Source organism: Salmonella sp. K21076, from assembly GCF_039650795.1.
Taxonomy (GTDB): domain Bacteria; phylum Pseudomonadota; class Gammaproteobacteria; order Enterobacterales; family Enterobacteriaceae; genus Salmonella; species Salmonella enterica.
The window spans coordinates 146,981-162,578 of sequence record NZ_JBCLYA010000048.1 but is presented as its reverse complement, the minus strand read 5'-3'; the positions used below and the strand labels follow the sequence as shown (position 1 = coordinate 162,578).

Sequence of the window (15,598 nt, the reverse complement as noted above, 5' to 3'; positions counted from 1 at the left end):
CTACGACCGGTCAGCCGGTTTATCCGCAACTGAAACCAGGCACTGCAGGCGGGAAGCTTCAGCAAATAAGGGCTTGTCAGCTTTCTTATAAAGGTCAAACACCTGAACCAGCGCCGTCTCAAAGTTGCCTTTAAATACCAACGGTGCGTCAATGCGGTAATCCGTAGGGGTCTGCCAGATAACCACCCAGTGTCCTCCCCCCGGACAGTCAGCTCTTCCGGCCCAGTCAGTCAGGGACTCTTTGAGCGTGCTGCCGACAACCGCCTTCCACTCAGGGCCACTGGCCACTGCAGCTACAGGCGTACCGGTTAACGGTTTTGTTGTCGTGGCCAGTACCGTAGCCGTCGCCGGATTTACAGCCTTAACGGTTGAGGGAGACGGTGTTTTAGCCTGAGCCTTCTCTCCCACAGGCGCCGGTGAATGAGACGCCGACAGGGTGGTCCCGGTCAGGTTTTTTCCTGTGAACGGATTGCGCGGAGCCGGAGAAGAGACTTGTTTCACGGGGGGGGCAGAGGACACTCCTGACGTTACCGGTGTCCCACCAGGTCTCAGGGCAGGGACAGGAAGTGACTGACTGACCGGTTTCAGTTCAGTACCTTTCTTCGCCGCCAGGTGCTGGCCGGCGATCACGGGTTCAGCTTTATTCCCCGGCAGAACGCCGGTATAAGGATTGCGGGTGGTTTCCGGGGAGGAGGTTCTTGCGGCGCCGGTCACGGCGGGTGTGACAGATGTCAGTGCTTTAGTTTTAGCCTGTACCCGATATGCATCACGCAATACGAAACAGACCTCCCGGTTGACTTCATCCACGGACATTCGCCAGGCAGGACCGGCGACCACCTGCAGTGCCTCACTGAGTCGCATCGGCCCAATTTTGCGCTGAACGGCCGGTAACGGCCGGTTCAGCAGCTCAGAAAAGTCAGCACCATAATGTCCGCACAGGGAATAACCAGACTGAAACAGCAGGTAGCGAAATCCGTCACCGACTGAGTTAACCAGTTGCCCTGGCATAGTAATATCGATGAGCTGGTTGAGCGGTTCCCGCTGCGCATCCGCACTTTTAATACTGACCAGCGTGTAACGCCCGCTGCGAGTCACCTCCGGTGATCGCTGGTAAATATCAGAGAAGACGGAAGGCTGCTGACTCTGTGCAAATGCGCTGTCGCGAGCGGTTTGGGTGGAGGTCTGCTGTGCACACCCGGCAATCACCAGCGGCAGGCTCAGGCAGAAAAGCGCTTGTGTGTTCATGAAAAATCCCGTGGATGACCGTAATTACGGCAATCGTGCGGAGATTTGGCTTAGCGCTCAATAAACAACTCTTTATGCAAAAATGAAAAAAAAAGCCAGCATCATTGCTGGCATTCTGCATACATGAATTTACTCAATGTAAAGAAGGTCGATAACCCTCGATGTTAATGACGCGGTTGTTCCAGCGTCTCGCGGTTCAGACCTGTGGATTTAATCACCACTTCCAGGCTGACACCATTGTCAAGCAAGGCATACGCAGTTTCCAGTAACGTCTTCTGCTCACGCTCAAGGCTGGCCTGACGCTCCTGCTGAATACTCTGCTGAATACCCTGCTGGATACCTTCTTCTTTCAGTTGCTGTGCAATTGTGCCCATGATCAACTCCTTATACTCCGGGATCTCACCGGCCAGTTCGTATAAAAACGGCGTGATACTCTCGCTTGTCATGCCATTGTAGATAATATAACACAGGACGGCTTCCACCTGCGCCCGGGTATTTCCGGCTAGTCAAATCAGCTGTACAACATCACGCAGCAGCGATGCAGCGTCGCGATGCCGGATATCCCGCTGAACCAGCTCCAGTAATGCCATACGACGGTGAGACTGCAGGTCGCAGTCCTCCATGACGCTGACATCCACCAGGGGCCACGGTCGGGAGTAAACCTCCCGCGCCAGCGCCGGTACATCGAAACAGTCCATCCAGTCTGTACTGTATGGGTAAGGCCGCACCATTCCCTGATAAAACAGTAACGGCACCACCACCGGCAGTGTCCCGTTACCCTTTTTCAGGTGGGCATCCATCACTGCCATCGAGTAACGCATCATCCGCCAGGCCATCATCCGGTCTGCGGTCGACTGGTGTTCCACAAGACAGTATATGTACCCGGCGTGACCTTCTGCGGTTTCCACCGAATACAGTACATCCGAGTGCAGTTCGCGAAGCTTCTGATCCACAAAACTACCCGGTTCAAGCTTCAGCGTATCGAGACGAACCTGCGCGCGGATATCTGCGGGAAGATGAACTGCCAGGAAATCCCTCGCAGTGTCCGGCTCACGCAGAAAAAGCTTAAACAGGCCATCGTGCCCGGGCCGGTTATGACCCTTTTCGTTATCCATTCCGTATCCTTCATATGTTCAAAACATAATGCCTTCCACAGGAAGGCATTATTCAGCGACAATTTTCAGGACAGCACATAAAGCGCATGTCTGGCCACACTGTGCCCGAACGGCGCGAACGGGATATCATCGTCGAAGTCCATTGGCGGCTCATTTGCAGGATGCTGTTGAGGTGGCATCCCGCTGTGAGAAGGCGCTGCTGGTTGCTGAGGCTGACCCCAGCCGCCCTGTTGCTGCCCACTTCCCGCACTATTTCGTCCGCCCAACATCTGCATCGTACCTGACTGGCTGACGACCACTTCTGTAGTGTACTTTTCAACGCCAGACTGATCCGTCCATTTGCGGGTGCGTAATGCACCTTCGATGTATACCTGGGAGCCCTTACGCAGATACTCACTGGCAATTTCGGCCAGCTTGCCGTAAAGAACCACCCTGTGCCATTCAGTGCGCTCTTTTTTGTCACCGGTCTGTTTATCTGTCCAGGTATCTGAGGTTGCCAGACTGAGGTTTACCACGGCACCGCCATTTGGCATATAACGCACCTCAGGATCCTGTCCCAGATTTCCCACCAGAATAACTTTGTTTACACCTTTAGAAGCCATGAGTATCTCTCCTTAAGCCTGTTCACGCTGTGACCATGTGCCCTGTTTGAGCGCATGTTCTGCCTGAGACTGAGTGGAAAAGTACTCAACAGATTCACGGGATACCGGCCCTTCTTCATTTTGCGTGCCGATGTAATATCCGGCACCACTGCGAAGGACCTGTAAAGGTAAGGATAACCCGGCAAATTTTGCTGCCAGTAAACCAGTAGAAGATGATGGTGAAGTTAACATTGATTGTTCCTTTTACATTAAGTCAGGAACACACCTTCCTGACGGAAAGTGTGTTTCCATCAGGAAGGGTTAAGGAGAACTCAGAACGAATCTTCCGCGTACTGCTTCTGCGCGGGCTGGCTCTGGGCCGGAGGAGTGGAATCCGGTTTTTCTGCCTTATAGACAATTGCACCGTCAATTTTTATCCAGTCAACCCGGATGAGGCGAGTCTTCAGGCTGACACGGTTTTCACCGGCATGATCACCTTTTGCAAGGGTAAAAATATCGGATTTGATCCCACTGAGAACAAAACCGATCATTACTTTTTTGTCCTCATCACAGGACTTCTGGCAGCGGTTAATTAAACTCGTTGCGTCTTTGCCTGCGACTGTGACATCAAAGCGGGTGTAGTCTGCATTATCTGTCGGACCACTAAGGGCATTCAGCGTACAACAGGTAAACTTACTGTTACCGTTGACAACCTGACGTACATTCGTGATATAGCCCAGACCGTTGATATTCAGATTAAAGTAGTTAGTTTCTTTAGACATGATGTTTCTCCATGGAATGAAATCGTTGCGGAGAAAACATCTACCCTGGCGGGATGATGGATTCCCGCAGGGATATCAACGCTGGCAAAACGCTGATGATCAATAAGTTTAAAATATCTTCATCGCAAAATGCTGCGACAGCCGTTTCCAAAGATTAAAGGGCTGTACCACCCGAAGGCGTCACCTCTCAGGCTACGATGACATTGGTGTGCAATCACCCGAAGGCGTCCCTCTCAGATTGCCGGAACATTGGTGTTGTGATCACCCGAAGGCGCTCCTCTCAGATCACTGGAACATTGGTGGTCGCTAAGCGACATAAGGTTCGCGACCATTTTTAGAACATTAGTTAACCCTGTCAACCCGTTAAATATTTTTTGTCTCGCCATAAAAAAATGGCCCTCGCTAACGCGAAGGCCATTTCTCAACCAAACTGTTGCACCAGAACATGAGGTAAAATCAAATCTCCGAAGCCGGTCAATGGCTCAGCGCGGTTTTCACGGAGTGATTGCGCTTTGAGGACGGATCCTTCGAGTAAAGATCGTTCTCCTGACTGGAGTTGCGAAAGGCATGCAAAGCTTTCGAACCGTTCCACAGCCATGGGTGCTGCTCTTATCAAAGCGATATAAGGCTACCAGAATTCAGCGAAAGAAAACAACCCGTTAGTATTCTAGGCTGGCGAAGGTTTTCGTCTGCGTCCTCTGGGGCCCTTGTTACCATTGTTCACGATACCTTTGCACTCCGGATATTTCAGGCAGCCCCAGAACAAGCCACTCTTTCCATTGCGCTGCAACGTCTTGCCGCCACATACAGGACAGGGTGGTGAAGGTGGCGCCTGCATAGTCAGTGGCTGTGATCTCCCCTGAGCGACCAGCTGACTGACCCACTGACTTTGCTTTGCCATAAAGTCATCCAGGCTCACCCTGCCTGCAGCTACCTCATCCAGCATCTGTTCCCACAGTGCCGTAAGTCCGGGATTCGTTAACGTTCCTGGCAACACATCCACCAGGTTACGTCCAAGAGGTGTTGACTTAAGCGTCTTTTTCTCACGCACCAGAAACCCACGCTTCAACAGCGTGTCGATTATCCCGGCCCGTGTTGCTTCAGTTCCTATCCCCGCATTCTCTTTGAGCACCTTTTTCAGCGCGGCGTCAGTAACGAACGCCGCCGCATTGGTCATCGCGGCAATAAGAGTTCCATCGTTGTACGGAGCAGGCGGTTTTGTCTGCAGTACCTTCTGCTCAGCGCCCTGCACCTGGCAGACCTGGCCCGCCTGCATGGCGGGCAGTGTGGTTTCACCAGTATTATCCTCATCATCTTCGGACATTTTGCCAAACAGAGATTTCCAGCCGGGTTTCACCAAAACGTTACCACGGGTACGGAAAAGCTGACCGCCAATATTAAATGTGGCCTCAGTCACGTCAATTTCCATCTGGGGCAGGAACTGGGCCAGGTAGTGCAACCTGACCAGCTGATAGACATTGCGCTCAGCATCACTGAGTTTGCTCAGATCACCAGTATGTTTTGTCGGAATGATACCGTGATGAGCGGTAATTTTTTTATCATTCCAGATACGTGACACAAACTGAGTGTCCAGACTCGCGACCACCGGCTGTAGCGCCGGATCAGTTCCGACCACAGCAGACAGTACCTGTGGGATTTCTTCTCGCATCGATAACGGCAGATAACCACAGTCAGTTCTGGGATAGGTCGTCAGTTTGTGGGTTTCATATAACTTCTGGGCGATATCAAGTACCGTCTGGGCTGGCATCCCCCAGTGTCGGGAGCAGGCCTGTTGTAGTGTGCTCAGGCTGAAAGCCAGCGGCGCTGATTGTTTTTTCCTCTCGATCTGGCAATTGATTATCGCAGCCGTTGGCGTTTGCCGACACAACTGAACCACCTGTGCCGCTACCCCCGACTGGATACAACGCTTCTCTTCATCGCAATACTGTGCAGCCGGTACCCATTTGGATGGAAACAACACGCCATTCACGGCCATCGTGGCAATAACTTCGAAGTACGGTTTCGACACGAAGTTATCAATTTCACGATCACGCTTTACCACTATCGCCAGCGTTGGCGTTTGTACCCGGCCAACTGAAAGTACGTTACCGATACCCGCTTCACGCCCCAGGAGTGTAAACAGGCGAGTCAGATTCATACCGATCAGCCAGTCAGCCCTGCTCCTGCCCACGCCAGCATAATAAAGCGATTCAGTTCGGGAAGACGGCCACAAATCAGCTAACGCTGACCGGATACTGGCATCATCCAGAGCTGACATCCACAACCGGAATACACGCCCCTGAAACTTGCAGTAATCCAGCAACTCACGGGCGATTACTTCACCTTCCCGGTCAGCATCCGTGGCAATTACCACCTCATCTACCTGTTTAAGCAGACGGTTAATTACCGCGAATTGGGCTTTTGCATCCGCTTTGACTACCAGTTTCCACTGCTGTGGTAATAAAGGAAGCACATCGGTGCGCCATGGCTTACCATACTGTTCGCCATATACTTCCGGTTCAGCTGTCTCCAGCAGATGGCCGCGAGCCCAGGTGACTGTAACTCCCGGACCATTCAGGAATCCTTCGCCTCTTTGAGTGGCGCCAAGAAACTTCGCAATATCTCTGCCCTGAGAAGGTTTTTCACACAACACCAGACGCATGATAACACTCCTTTCAGAAAACCAGCCTTTCTGCGGGCTTAACCATCGATGCGTTTCGAATCAGCGACAAATAAAGAAGGGTCAGCCACAATCTGTTCTTCTAACGGTTCTTACAGTAATTGCACAATATCTGCTTTGTCTGCTTTTGCATTTGCCGCCAGTAGAAGTTCAATACTCTCCTTACTGACTGGGGGTGAAAAAGAGGAACGTTTTTGCCCCAACAAAACAGCTTCGTCAATTTCACCTGCGTTCCTGATTGCCTCATGGTACTGAGCATTCTGTAATGCAAAATCGCGGCGGTTCACCTGAAAAAAACGATATTTCTGAGCGGCACCATAGATCTGACGGATTAGATGGCCTCCCCGTCGAAGGCTACGGTGAAGCTCTTGCCGGGAGATAAAACCATAATGCGCGGCCTGAAAAGCCTGCATTGCCAGTTGGTCAAAGCCAACCAGAAGCCATACACATCGATAACCCAGAGGTGTACGACTGAAAACTCCAATATTTAAAGGAGAAGCACAGTTGACCTCAGAAATAGTCGCCTGAGGGGGTAGCATTGACATTGACTTCTTGAGTGCAACAAGCTCTTCATTCATCTTGACCGAAGCGGACTGCAAAAGTGTCTCAAGCTCAAGCATCTTCTGATCAGCATACGGATTGTCATTAAATGAATCGGCATTAATACGACCTGCTTTTTGAATGAAGGCTGGCATACTGAAAATAAGACTCTGACGACGCTCTTTTTTCTTCCCCTCCTTTTCCCCCTCTTCTTCCGGAGGACGCCCCTGCCACAAATTTATTGCATAATCAGTATTCAACGCTATGTTCAGCGCCGAACGTAAAGCACCCGCTTTTCTGGACACTGATACCTGTTCTTTCTCACTCATCACCAACCCCTCACCATCGAATAAAACGTATTTAGTGAGGGCGATAATTAGTCAGGTAAGCCAGAAGTCACAATGCAAAATTCTTAATCCAAAGATTAGGTTTTCAATAAGTGGTCGTTTTGTACTATGCAGTCTCGGGCAGTAAAGCTCATTTTTTAACCAACAAGCCTTCTGGCAGACCCAAATACACTCACTGGTTATTTTTTATACCATGCTGCCACTGGCAGCAAAGCTCATTTTTTAACCAATACATTTTCTGGCAGACCCAAATACAGTCTCTGGTCATTTTTTATACCGTGTTGCCACTGGCAACAAAGCTCACTTTTTAACCAATATACTTTCTGGCAGACCTAAATACAGTCTCTGGTCATTTTTTATACCATGCTGCCACTGGCAGCAAAGCTCATTTTTTAACCAATACACTTTCTGGCAGACCTAAATACAGTCTCTGGTCATTTTTTATACCGTGTTGCCACTGGCAGCAAAGCTCATTTTTTAACCAACACACTTTCTGGCAGACCCAAATACAGTTTCTGGTCATTTTTTGTACCATGCTGCCACTGGCAGCAAAGTATATTTTTTAACCAGTCATTGAGAGGAATTCATTCTCTGACGAATTTGCTCCACCATCGCCTTCACGACTTCCTGACCTGCAGGGACATCAGCTTCAGCTGAGCATGTCGGGATTTTCCCGGCAGCGGATGGCTCAGCTGGCACGACAGATCTGCTCTTAACAGGCTGAGTGACAGCAGGTTCCAGACGATACAGTCCTGCCCTCGCTTGCCTGAGTGTAGTCAGCAAGTAGCCCACCGGATTGCTGATACGTTTCTGGTGCCAGCCATTCACCACGCTGAGGGCGATCTGTTCAGCCTGAACTGGTGATTTCTGTGCAAGCTGATTCAACTGTTGAGCCAGCATGGGTTGTTCACTTTCCGGCAGGATGGACTGCAGACCATCAGGCCACACGAACCCCTCGGGTATTCCGGCAACCGCATTTTTGCCACTCTGGGGAGATACGTACGTTTTTTTAATCACACTTTGTGTGAAAGAACGTACGTTATTGCAGTCCGGTTGCCGGACTCTGTCGTAACTGTCTGATTTCAGGCTGAGTCTGCTATCCGGACTCGGTGATTTCTCCCCCCTCTCACTACTGGGTCTGTTTACCGGACTAAGTGATTTATGCTCATTTTTTATGCTATTCAGACTGAGTCCGGTACCCGGATTTTGATGAGTGCGGGCAACATCACCCACCTTGGACGGGCGGGTCAGACGTTCCGCAATTTCCGTCATCCGCGAATGCCTGTGACGCATCATCGGATCATCAAGTATCCCGTTCAGTACATGAAAGGCCGTGTCGCTGACCTCTCTGTATTTGTGCTGGCAGGCTTTACCCACCATATCCAGCCATCCCGGGTCAAACATCTCTGCATCCTTCGCACTGACTGGTTCATCATGCTGGGCGTAAATATTTCCCCGTACCCGGCCCCCGGTATCACGCACCCGCTTGCACAAACTCAACCAGCCCGTTAGTCGAAGCATGGTCAGCGCACGGCTCACCGTATCGCGTGACGCCTGTCCGGAACCGGGGGAAGAAAGCAGTTTCTGAAGTTCATCATATGAGGGGAAGATGGCGCCGTCGTTCTGCAGGGCATACTGCCGTATCATTATCCAGCACATTTTATCCAGAGGAGAAAGGCGCATATCCAGGATTAGCGCCCGCGGGTAGGCGTCGTGAATATTACCTGTAAACAGCAGCCCGTTACGCTCCTGCCCCGACGACCCCGGCGTACCGTCAAGCCGTGCCTGCATCTTCGACAAGGTGTAGTCAATGATATCATCTGCAGGCAAACGGTGAACGGATGAACCGGGTTCTTCCATCACCTGAGCCGGAGTTTGCATCGTTCTTTCTGTTGTTATCGATGCGTCTCTCATCGTTTCAGTTCCCGGTTATAGGTCTGGTGAGACATAAATAACCAGCTTTTACCTGCATCCTTACTCAGCAGACGCCAGCGTAATCCCAGATCAATCTTGAGATAACCTGTCTGTCCTATCTGGCTGTAGACTCGCTTTCCCTGCTGGTACAGGGAAAGCAGTGTACGCGCCTTTGACGTGACAGCTTTACTCACATTTCTCGGGTCAGTACGGTAAAACTGAAAGGAGGGTGCCAGTGAATCCATCAGGCTACCTCCCCCGTACACCAGTTTTTGATTAATCCCCAGATCACCGTGAGACTGACATCAGCCTCTTCCGCAATAAGCATCATAGTTTCAAGAGAGTTAAGACTTTCTATATCGCTGATATTGGCCTCATGCCAGAGACGCCATATCTTCGCTTCACACTCCTCATCAGGTGACTGGCAACGTCCCTGACGTGTCTGGATCCCCTCGAGCCGCCGTTTAGAACTGACATCTGAAGCATTCAGACCAAAGAAGATCCCCATCATCTCTATTGATGCACCAAGAGCAATAGCACGATCAATTCGTTCGCTACGCTTTTGCTCACGATTGGCCTGGTCCAGCATTCGTTTTAGATTTTCATGATGTATTGCTACATTTAAAACAGAAACAGGGCTGCCTGACAGATAATGCAGTTCTTCCATCGTCAGACTTCTGAGGAGACGCATTTCTTCAGGTTTCAACCCCAGCGCCTCACATCGCCGAATATTTCCACCTCTCAGTTCCATAACCAGATTGAACAAAAGACTGTTGGCACCCTGTGCAAGTGAAAAAGTCATATCGCCTCCTGAACGTGAACACTTTCATTATCCAAGACAATTAATTGATTACAGGCCCCTGGAGCGAGAATAAACGCCAGAACGTTAACCATTGGATACCTCCTGAAGCGAATGCTCCTCACTGCGATAGTCCATAGCCGGATAAATCTCAGCCTGCCTACCAGCTGTCCATGCAGCCTGCCTCACTTTTTTGGCGTTACGACACCCTTCCGGCTGCCGTACTTTCGCAGGGGTCAGATTGCGCTGCTGCTGTGTTAACCAGCGGTCGAGTAGAACTTTTTCTGATGTTTCAGGTTCAAATGACTCCAGAACCGTCCATACTCCGGCCACCCAGTACAAACGGTATTCATCCATACGGCGACGGATAGTGGAAAGTTTCAGTAACGGATGTGCGCACGCGGTATGGAGATAATGTTCGGCATCACGCTTCAACTGACGGGAGACAACGCCAAACAGATAACCCGCCACCGCCGGACGTTCACCAAGCCCGTAAAATGTTACGCTGCGACGCTTCTTATGATCACTGTTCTGATACCAGCCGTAATAGCTGCGACAGCCCGCGGTCATGCAAACCACTGTAACCAGAGCATTCAGCCAACCCGGAACCGAAAGAGCATTACTGGGGATATTCCTGCAGGTCTCACTTGTTATTTCTCCCGGTACCACGCTCGCCGGGGTTACATCGTATTTCATCATCAATGCCTGGGCCTGCCGTAAAGCCACTGATGCCTCATAGGGATTACCTGTTTTTTCGGCCAGTACCATTAGCTTCTTGATACGTGAAAGAACTTTTTCATTCGCCGACACGAGTCACCTCCTCAATTTCCGGATATGCCACAATATCAAGCATCTCAGGACGAATACGGGTCAGCCTTAGCTGAACACCGCAACACGGGCAGGCATCAAATATTACCGACAGCCCGCGCTTTGCTGCATTCACTACGCCTCGACTTCCGACAGGAATAACCGCCAGTCCACTGCTCAGCTCCTGTGTGGTGACAACCGTGGCACCGACCCACTGGTAATGTGAGCGGGGCTTTTTCAGACTCTTCATTGTTTTTTGTCTCCTGATTCTCGCCATTCCTGACAGTACATGCACAGGCTTACCCCGGGGATGGACTCACGGCGCGAGTCAGGGATTTCATCACCACAGTCCCGACAATGTCGTCGTGATACATGTCCCTTAATCCGAAGAGCAGCCCGGATTTCGGCAAACCTGTTGTCAATGTTTACCTGCGATTCGTTCTGAGCCATCGAATCATCAACATCAATGCTCATGCCTCCTCCCGTCATTTTGTTCAGCCGCCATATTTCTCTGCAGCTCGCGCAGACGGCGAATAACACGAATAAGGCGCAGACTCTTCACTACATGCACATCGTCAAAAACAGGCGTATCTCCCGCTGATTGGGAGCCAAAGAAGTTGAGACAGAACATAAACATGTTGAATTGTTTATTCGGCACGTGACCGGAAAGCCCTGCCAGAAAAAGAGCAAATTCTCCGCCGTGTTCTGAAACAGAGAACCCGGCCGCACTGGCATTTTTATCTTCACTGACATGAACCTCACAGCCCATCGCCTCTGCAAGTTCATAAGCAAGCCGGTAAGCCATGTCCTGCAGATGTTCGATATCATCCTGCAGAGCCGGAATGACCCAGATATCAGTAACAGGCTCGAGCCCTACGTTGGCAAACTCAACTGAGGAAAGTGCTGGTTCTGTGGGTAAAAGTGAGAGACCCGGCATCTCGCTGGCAATACTAACGGCGTCAGAAGGAGTATCCGCAGTCAATCCCACCTGAGCGCCAGCGAAAGCTGATGCACTGACAGCGATATTTCCGGCGTCGGGAATAAAGTGGTACTCATCAGGAATAACATCACCGGTTAAAACTGAGGGCCCCCCGAGGAAATCGTTCTGGACTTCAGCTTTAGGTAAACGAGGTGATCCACAAGAACCGAACCATTCGCCGGTCACATCATCGTTATCCCCATTGTCATTATCTGGATCTGGTTGTTTAGGTAAGACAGGGGCGTTATTCAGCTTCGGTTTTAAAGAGGAACCGCCTTGTTGATTCTCATCGTTTGCAGTACCCGGCAATGATGCAGTGCTCTGCCATGTCTGGCGATCTGCATCCACCAGATGAGATGCCACAGGTTCTGGCTCACCAAATAACTTTCTCTGGTTACGTGCCTTAGGATCCAGCTCAAGTAGCCACCGATCATAGTTAAGAGAAGGGTGTGGTAAAACATTCACCAACATACCGATAAACTCATCTCTGAACATTTCGAAGGAATACACCTCCGGATCGTCAAACTGAGTACAGACATGACCGAAAATCTCATTAAAATCACTATCAGTCTCAGTCATCACCGAATATTGCTGCCAAATTTTTAAAGCATCAGCTCGCAAATTTAATAAATTAACTATCTGGGGCTTACCTAACCCAGAAACCAGCAACTCCGGCATAAAGGGATAAAGATATTCCACCGTATGTTCCATACGGCTGATCATTGAGTTGTGAATGGGGTATCCCTGCTGTCCGAGCAGGTCCGCCAGCTCTCGCAGGGTTACCGTTCGTCCAAGAGTTTCTTCATGAATGGCGCGGGCTTTTTTTATTCCCAGCGCTTTGTCGATAAAGGTTAGATCCCCCCTTACATCATTCTCGGCCAGATGCCCTACCAGACATTCAAGCCTGCCAGGCCATGGCTTGAACAGAGCATGGAAGCGGTAAAAGCGTTCATCCTGTGTTTCAGCAAACAGCTCTCGCAGAATGGCGTAGCGGGTGTTACCACCATCGCTGAAAATATAAGGAGAGCCGGGGATATCCGGGTTTTTCGTCACTTTCGGGACCGTATCCAGACCACGGGCTCTGATGGATTCCTTGATTTCATCGTACTTAGGATTGCGTGTTGTGCGAGGATTGTCCGGATTAGGAGCTACCTCATCGAGCGTCAGCACCATCGGCATTTCACTGGTCGGCATAATCGCAACAGCAGCGGTTGTAGCTGCAGATGATTCCTTCGCCCCCTGTAGCAGCGCATTATTAAGATTTAACAGTGGTGCTTTAGCCATAGCTCACCTCCCCATAACCAAGGTGATACTCCGAGAAGCGCATATACTCCCCCTCAAAGCGAACTTTGACAGTGCCCAGCGGCCCCTGACGTTGCTTACCCAGAATGATTTCAGCTATGCCTCTATCCGGGGAGTGCTCGTTATAAACTTCATCGCGGTACAGGAACATGATGACATCCGCATCCTGCTCCAGTGAGCCGGAATCCCGAAGGTCACTGACCATCGGACGTTTATCCTGACGCTGTTCAACGCTGCGATTGAGCTGGGATAAAGCTGCCACAGGGCACCTTATCTCTTTGGCCAGTGACTTGAGCGAACGGGAAATCTCCTGAATTTCCTGAGTGCGGTTCTCCCGGCCAGGACAACTCATTAACTGAAGATAATCAACAAGAATAAGTGAGGGCTGACCGTATTTACGCACATTACGCCGCGCGCTGATACGTAACGTGGAAGGCGTCTGATAACTGGTATCGTCTATCAGCAAACGTCCTTCCCAGGAGGTCAGTTTTGCTACGGCATCCGCAAGTAAACTCCACTGCCCTTCGCTCAGCAGACCTTTGCGCAGGTTATCGAAGGGCACTCTGGCCAGCATTGAAAGCAGACGCATTATCAGCTGCTGGGTTGGCATCTCTATGCTGTAGAACTGAACGGTCTTGCCGGGACTGCCTTCCAGCGCAGCAACGGCATGTTTCAGTGCTTCTGCCGTTTTCCCCATTGATGGCCGGGCACCCAGTAAAATCAGGTCACCGTCCTGCCAGCCACAGGTTTTCTCATCCAGTTCAGCAAAACCTGTCGCTGTACCGGTCACACCGCTTCCCCCACTGACCGATTCCAGCCAGCTGACCGTGTCAGCGACCTGAGTCGTTACGCTCAGACAAATGTCGGGGTCACAGGCCTGCTGAGCCAGACTAAATAACTGCTTTTCGGCCTTTTCAATCAGACCGGGTATATCCGCATCGCCGACTGAGGCCAGTTGATGTAGCTCATGCCCCAGCTTAACCAGCCGTCGCTTACGACTGTACTCGCGCACAATTTCGGCATAAGCAACGATATTGGCGGCGCTGGGCGTGTTTTTTGACAGTTCAGCCAGATAAGCGACCCCCCCGCACCGCTCCAGCAGATCTTTTCGCTCCATGGATTCGGACAGGGTTATCAGGTCAATGGGCAGGCCAGCACTGACCAACCGTTCTATCTCCCGAAAAATGATCTGATGCTGGCCATAATAAAAATCTCCGGAATTCAGAAGCGGCGCAATTTCATCCCAGCGGTCGTTATCGAGCATCAGTCCGCCCAGAACACCGGTTTCAGCTCCGACATTAAACAGCATGGATACTGCAGAAACAGATTTATGGCTCATACCTCATCCGCCCCCTGACCAAATCCGGGCTGAGGCCGGTTAACCAGAACCGCATCAAACTTATCTTTCCATTGAGGAAATAACTCACAGACCAGGTGGTGCATGGACTCCGCTGCCGGCAGGCTTACCCGGTCAGTTTTATATTCGAGACGATGTACTGGCTGCCCGCACGCATGCCCACGTTTGTAGACTTCCAGTTGCTCTATTTCGGTATTCAGCATTGATATGGCAATACGGTCTGACTGGGGGTACTGACCTTTATCCACGATTGCCTTGAGTTCGTTGAGGGTGTTTCGATCCAGTACAGTGGGTTCAACACAGTTGGCGAGAATTCGAATATCGGGAATATGGATACCGTAGGGTTCCAGAACCAGAAGTTTGGATAAAAGACGTACAGTGCCGCGTAGGAACTCACGTACATCGGGTAAAATCGGTTTAATAACACCCATGACGCTTTGAGTCGCAGCGAGCACCACGAGCTCCACCATCACCCCGCCAGCGCCTTTGGAATCGACGATTATGACGTCATATTGTCTGAAAAGAGGATGCTGCAGGACATTACGCAGACGCATTCTGCCATCAGCTGCATGCAGCATATCATTGGAAAGACGATCGTCAGGATCGTTGGAAATGATGACGTCAAGATTGGGAATAACCGTGCGGGAAATGATGCTGTCAGGTTTGTTAAGGTCAGCAGTCTGCATGAGTAATTCATACAGTCCGCAGGGTGCTTCATAGTGAAGTTTAAAAATACTGCTGGCTGTTGGCTGATTATAATCACCATCGATTAGCAGTGTTTTCAGACCAGCATCGGCGGTGTAACCCGCAATATTGCCTGCCTTGGTTGACTTCCCTTCTCCGCCCTTAGTGGATACTACTGGCAATACTACCGGGAATTGTTGCTCATCAGGGAGTAACAACGAATGCGGTGAAACCTGCTGTGCCAAATGAATACTGGCGTCTGGTTTTCTTTCTACAGACTCCCCGGTTGAAACCTGGGGGGAACACTTAACGCGAGATACAGTTTGCATGCAATACACTCGAAATTTATTCGAATGTGTTCGCCTGCCTGCTACCAATTCAAAAAGTCAAAGCGGTGTCTAACTTTTTGACAAGGGGATTGAAAATCCCCGTGTCCGTGGTTCGATTCCGAGTCCGGGCACCACTT

At 50.7% G+C, this 15,598-nt stretch carries 15 protein-coding genes and 1 pseudogene; all 16 read right to left on the bottom strand.

Features of this window, described 5'->3' with window-relative positions:
- Positions 1–1,245 carry a TcpQ domain-containing protein gene (locus AAYN39_RS17410; protein WP_001095932.1) on the bottom strand — a complete coding sequence of 415 codons (1,245 nt, stop codon included), beginning with the start codon at positions 1,243–1,245 and terminating at the stop codon, positions 1–3.
- Between the two features lie 164 nt (positions 1,246–1,409).
- A pseudogene (locus AAYN39_RS17405) lies at positions 1,410–2,360 on the bottom strand (Rpn family recombination-promoting nuclease/putative transposase).
- Positions 2,361–2,425: 65 nt separating this feature from the next.
- Positions 2,426–2,962, bottom strand: a complete 537-nt coding sequence (locus AAYN39_RS17400; protein WP_000157067.1) for a single-stranded DNA-binding protein — start codon at positions 2,960–2,962, stop codon at positions 2,426–2,428.
- Between the two features lie 12 nt (positions 2,963–2,974).
- Positions 2,975–3,193, bottom strand: a complete 219-nt coding sequence (locus AAYN39_RS17395; RefSeq protein WP_000958171.1) for a hypothetical protein — start codon at positions 3,191–3,193, stop codon at positions 2,975–2,977.
- A gap of 80 nt (positions 3,194–3,273) precedes the next feature.
- On the bottom strand, positions 3,274–3,723 hold the full coding sequence (locus AAYN39_RS17390) for an STY4534 family ICE replication protein (protein WP_000032521.1): 450 nt from the start codon (positions 3,721–3,723) through the stop codon (positions 3,274–3,276).
- A 667-nt stretch (positions 3,724–4,390) separates the two neighbouring features.
- Positions 4,391–6,385 (bottom strand): DNA topoisomerase III, encoded by a 1,995-nt coding sequence (gene topB / locus AAYN39_RS17385; protein ID WP_001241572.1) that lies wholly within the window; start codon positions 6,383–6,385, stop codon positions 4,391–4,393.
- A 110-nt stretch (positions 6,386–6,495) separates the two neighbouring features.
- Positions 6,496–7,272 carry a PFL_4669 family integrating conjugative element protein gene (locus AAYN39_RS17380; RefSeq protein WP_001290445.1) on the bottom strand — a complete coding sequence of 259 codons (777 nt, stop codon included), beginning with the start codon at positions 7,270–7,272 and terminating at the stop codon, positions 6,496–6,498.
- A gap of 588 nt (positions 7,273–7,860) precedes the next feature.
- Positions 7,861–9,171: an STY4528 family pathogenicity island replication protein gene (locus AAYN39_RS17375; RefSeq protein WP_001194350.1), complete on the bottom strand. Its 1,311-nt coding sequence runs from the start codon at positions 9,169–9,171 to the stop codon at positions 7,861–7,863.
- Positions 9,172–9,200: 29 nt separating this feature from the next.
- A complete protein-coding gene (locus tag AAYN39_RS17370; RefSeq protein WP_000377625.1) occupies positions 9,201–9,449 on the bottom strand; it encodes a hypothetical protein in 249 nt (82 codons plus the stop codon).
- Positions 9,449–10,006 (bottom strand): DUF2857 domain-containing protein, encoded by a 558-nt coding sequence (locus tag AAYN39_RS17365; protein ID WP_000144322.1) that lies wholly within the window; start codon positions 10,004–10,006, stop codon positions 9,449–9,451. The genes AAYN39_RS17370 and AAYN39_RS17365 overlap by 1 nt, the downstream gene beginning before the upstream one ends.
- Before the next feature lie 84 nt (positions 10,007–10,090).
- Positions 10,091–10,813, bottom strand: coding sequence for a DUF2786 domain-containing protein (locus AAYN39_RS17360; protein ID WP_001275616.1), 723 nt, complete (start codon positions 10,811–10,813; stop codon positions 10,091–10,093).
- Positions 10,800–11,060 (bottom strand): hypothetical protein, encoded by a 261-nt coding sequence (locus tag AAYN39_RS17355; protein ID WP_000838568.1) that lies wholly within the window; start codon positions 11,058–11,060, stop codon positions 10,800–10,802. Before AAYN39_RS17355 ends, AAYN39_RS17360 begins: the two co-directional genes overlap by 14 nt.
- A complete protein-coding gene (locus AAYN39_RS17350; RefSeq protein ID WP_223229648.1) occupies positions 11,057–11,260 on the bottom strand; it encodes a TraR/DksA C4-type zinc finger protein in 204 nt (67 codons plus the stop codon). Before AAYN39_RS17350 ends, AAYN39_RS17355 begins: the two co-directional genes overlap by 4 nt.
- Positions 11,261–11,273: 13 nt before the next feature.
- Positions 11,274–13,073 (bottom strand): ParB family protein, encoded by a 1,800-nt coding sequence (locus tag AAYN39_RS17345; RefSeq protein WP_001029724.1) that lies wholly within the window; start codon positions 13,071–13,073, stop codon positions 11,274–11,276.
- Positions 13,066–14,430 carry an SPI-7-type island replicative DNA helicase gene (gene dnaB-PI / locus AAYN39_RS17340; RefSeq protein ID WP_000018529.1) on the bottom strand — a complete coding sequence of 455 codons (1,365 nt, stop codon included), beginning with the start codon at positions 14,428–14,430 and terminating at the stop codon, positions 13,066–13,068. Before dnaB-PI ends, AAYN39_RS17345 begins: the two co-directional genes overlap by 8 nt.
- Positions 14,427–15,461: a ParA family protein gene (locus AAYN39_RS17335; protein WP_001195363.1), complete on the bottom strand. Its 1,035-nt coding sequence runs from the start codon at positions 15,459–15,461 to the stop codon at positions 14,427–14,429. Before AAYN39_RS17335 ends, dnaB-PI begins: the two co-directional genes overlap by 4 nt.
- Positions 15,462–15,598 lie beyond the last annotated feature (137 nt).

Excerpts from the sequence above, each read along its gene's own strand:
- dnaB-PI (WP_000018529.1), bottom strand. The coding sequence starts at position 14,430 with ATGAGCCATAAATCTGTTTCTGCAGTATCCATGCTGTTTAATGTCGGA.
- AAYN39_RS17365 (WP_000144322.1), bottom strand. The coding sequence starts at position 10,006 with ATGACTTTTTCACTTGCACAGGGTGCCAACAGTCTTTTGTTCAATCTG.
- AAYN39_RS17345 (WP_001029724.1), bottom strand. The coding sequence starts at position 13,073 with ATGGCTAAAGCACCACTGTTAAATCTTAATAATGCGCTGCTACAGGGG.
- AAYN39_RS17410 (WP_001095932.1), bottom strand. The coding sequence starts at position 1,245 with ATGAACACACAAGCGCTTTTCTGCCTGAGCCTGCCGCTGGTGATTGCC.
- AAYN39_RS17395 (WP_000958171.1), bottom strand. The coding sequence starts at position 3,193 with ATGTTAACTTCACCATCATCTTCTACTGGTTTACTGGCAGCAAAATTT.
- AAYN39_RS17400 (WP_000157067.1), bottom strand. The coding sequence starts at position 2,962 with ATGGCTTCTAAAGGTGTAAACAAAGTTATTCTGGTGGGAAATCTGGGA.
- AAYN39_RS17355 (WP_000838568.1), bottom strand. The coding sequence starts at position 11,060 with ATGAAGAGTCTGAAAAAGCCCCGCTCACATTACCAGTGGGTCGGTGCC.
- AAYN39_RS17375 (WP_001194350.1), bottom strand. The coding sequence starts at position 9,171 with ATGCAAACTCCGGCTCAGGTGATGGAAGAACCCGGTTCATCCGTTCAC.
- AAYN39_RS17335 (WP_001195363.1), bottom strand. The coding sequence starts at position 15,461 with ATGCAAACTGTATCTCGCGTTAAGTGTTCCCCCCAGGTTTCAACCGGG.
- topB (WP_001241572.1), bottom strand. The coding sequence starts at position 6,385 with ATGCGTCTGGTGTTGTGTGAAAAACCTTCTCAGGGCAGAGATATTGCG.
- AAYN39_RS17350 (WP_223229648.1), bottom strand. The coding sequence starts at position 11,260 with ATGGCTCAGAACGAATCGCAGGTAAACATTGACAACAGGTTTGCCGAA.
- AAYN39_RS17390 (WP_000032521.1), bottom strand. The coding sequence starts at position 3,723 with ATGTCTAAAGAAACTAACTACTTTAATCTGAATATCAACGGTCTGGGC.
- AAYN39_RS17370 (WP_000377625.1), bottom strand. The coding sequence starts at position 9,449 with ATGGATTCACTGGCACCCTCCTTTCAGTTTTACCGTACTGACCCGAGA.
- AAYN39_RS17380 (WP_001290445.1), bottom strand. The coding sequence starts at position 7,272 with ATGAGTGAGAAAGAACAGGTATCAGTGTCCAGAAAAGCGGGTGCTTTA.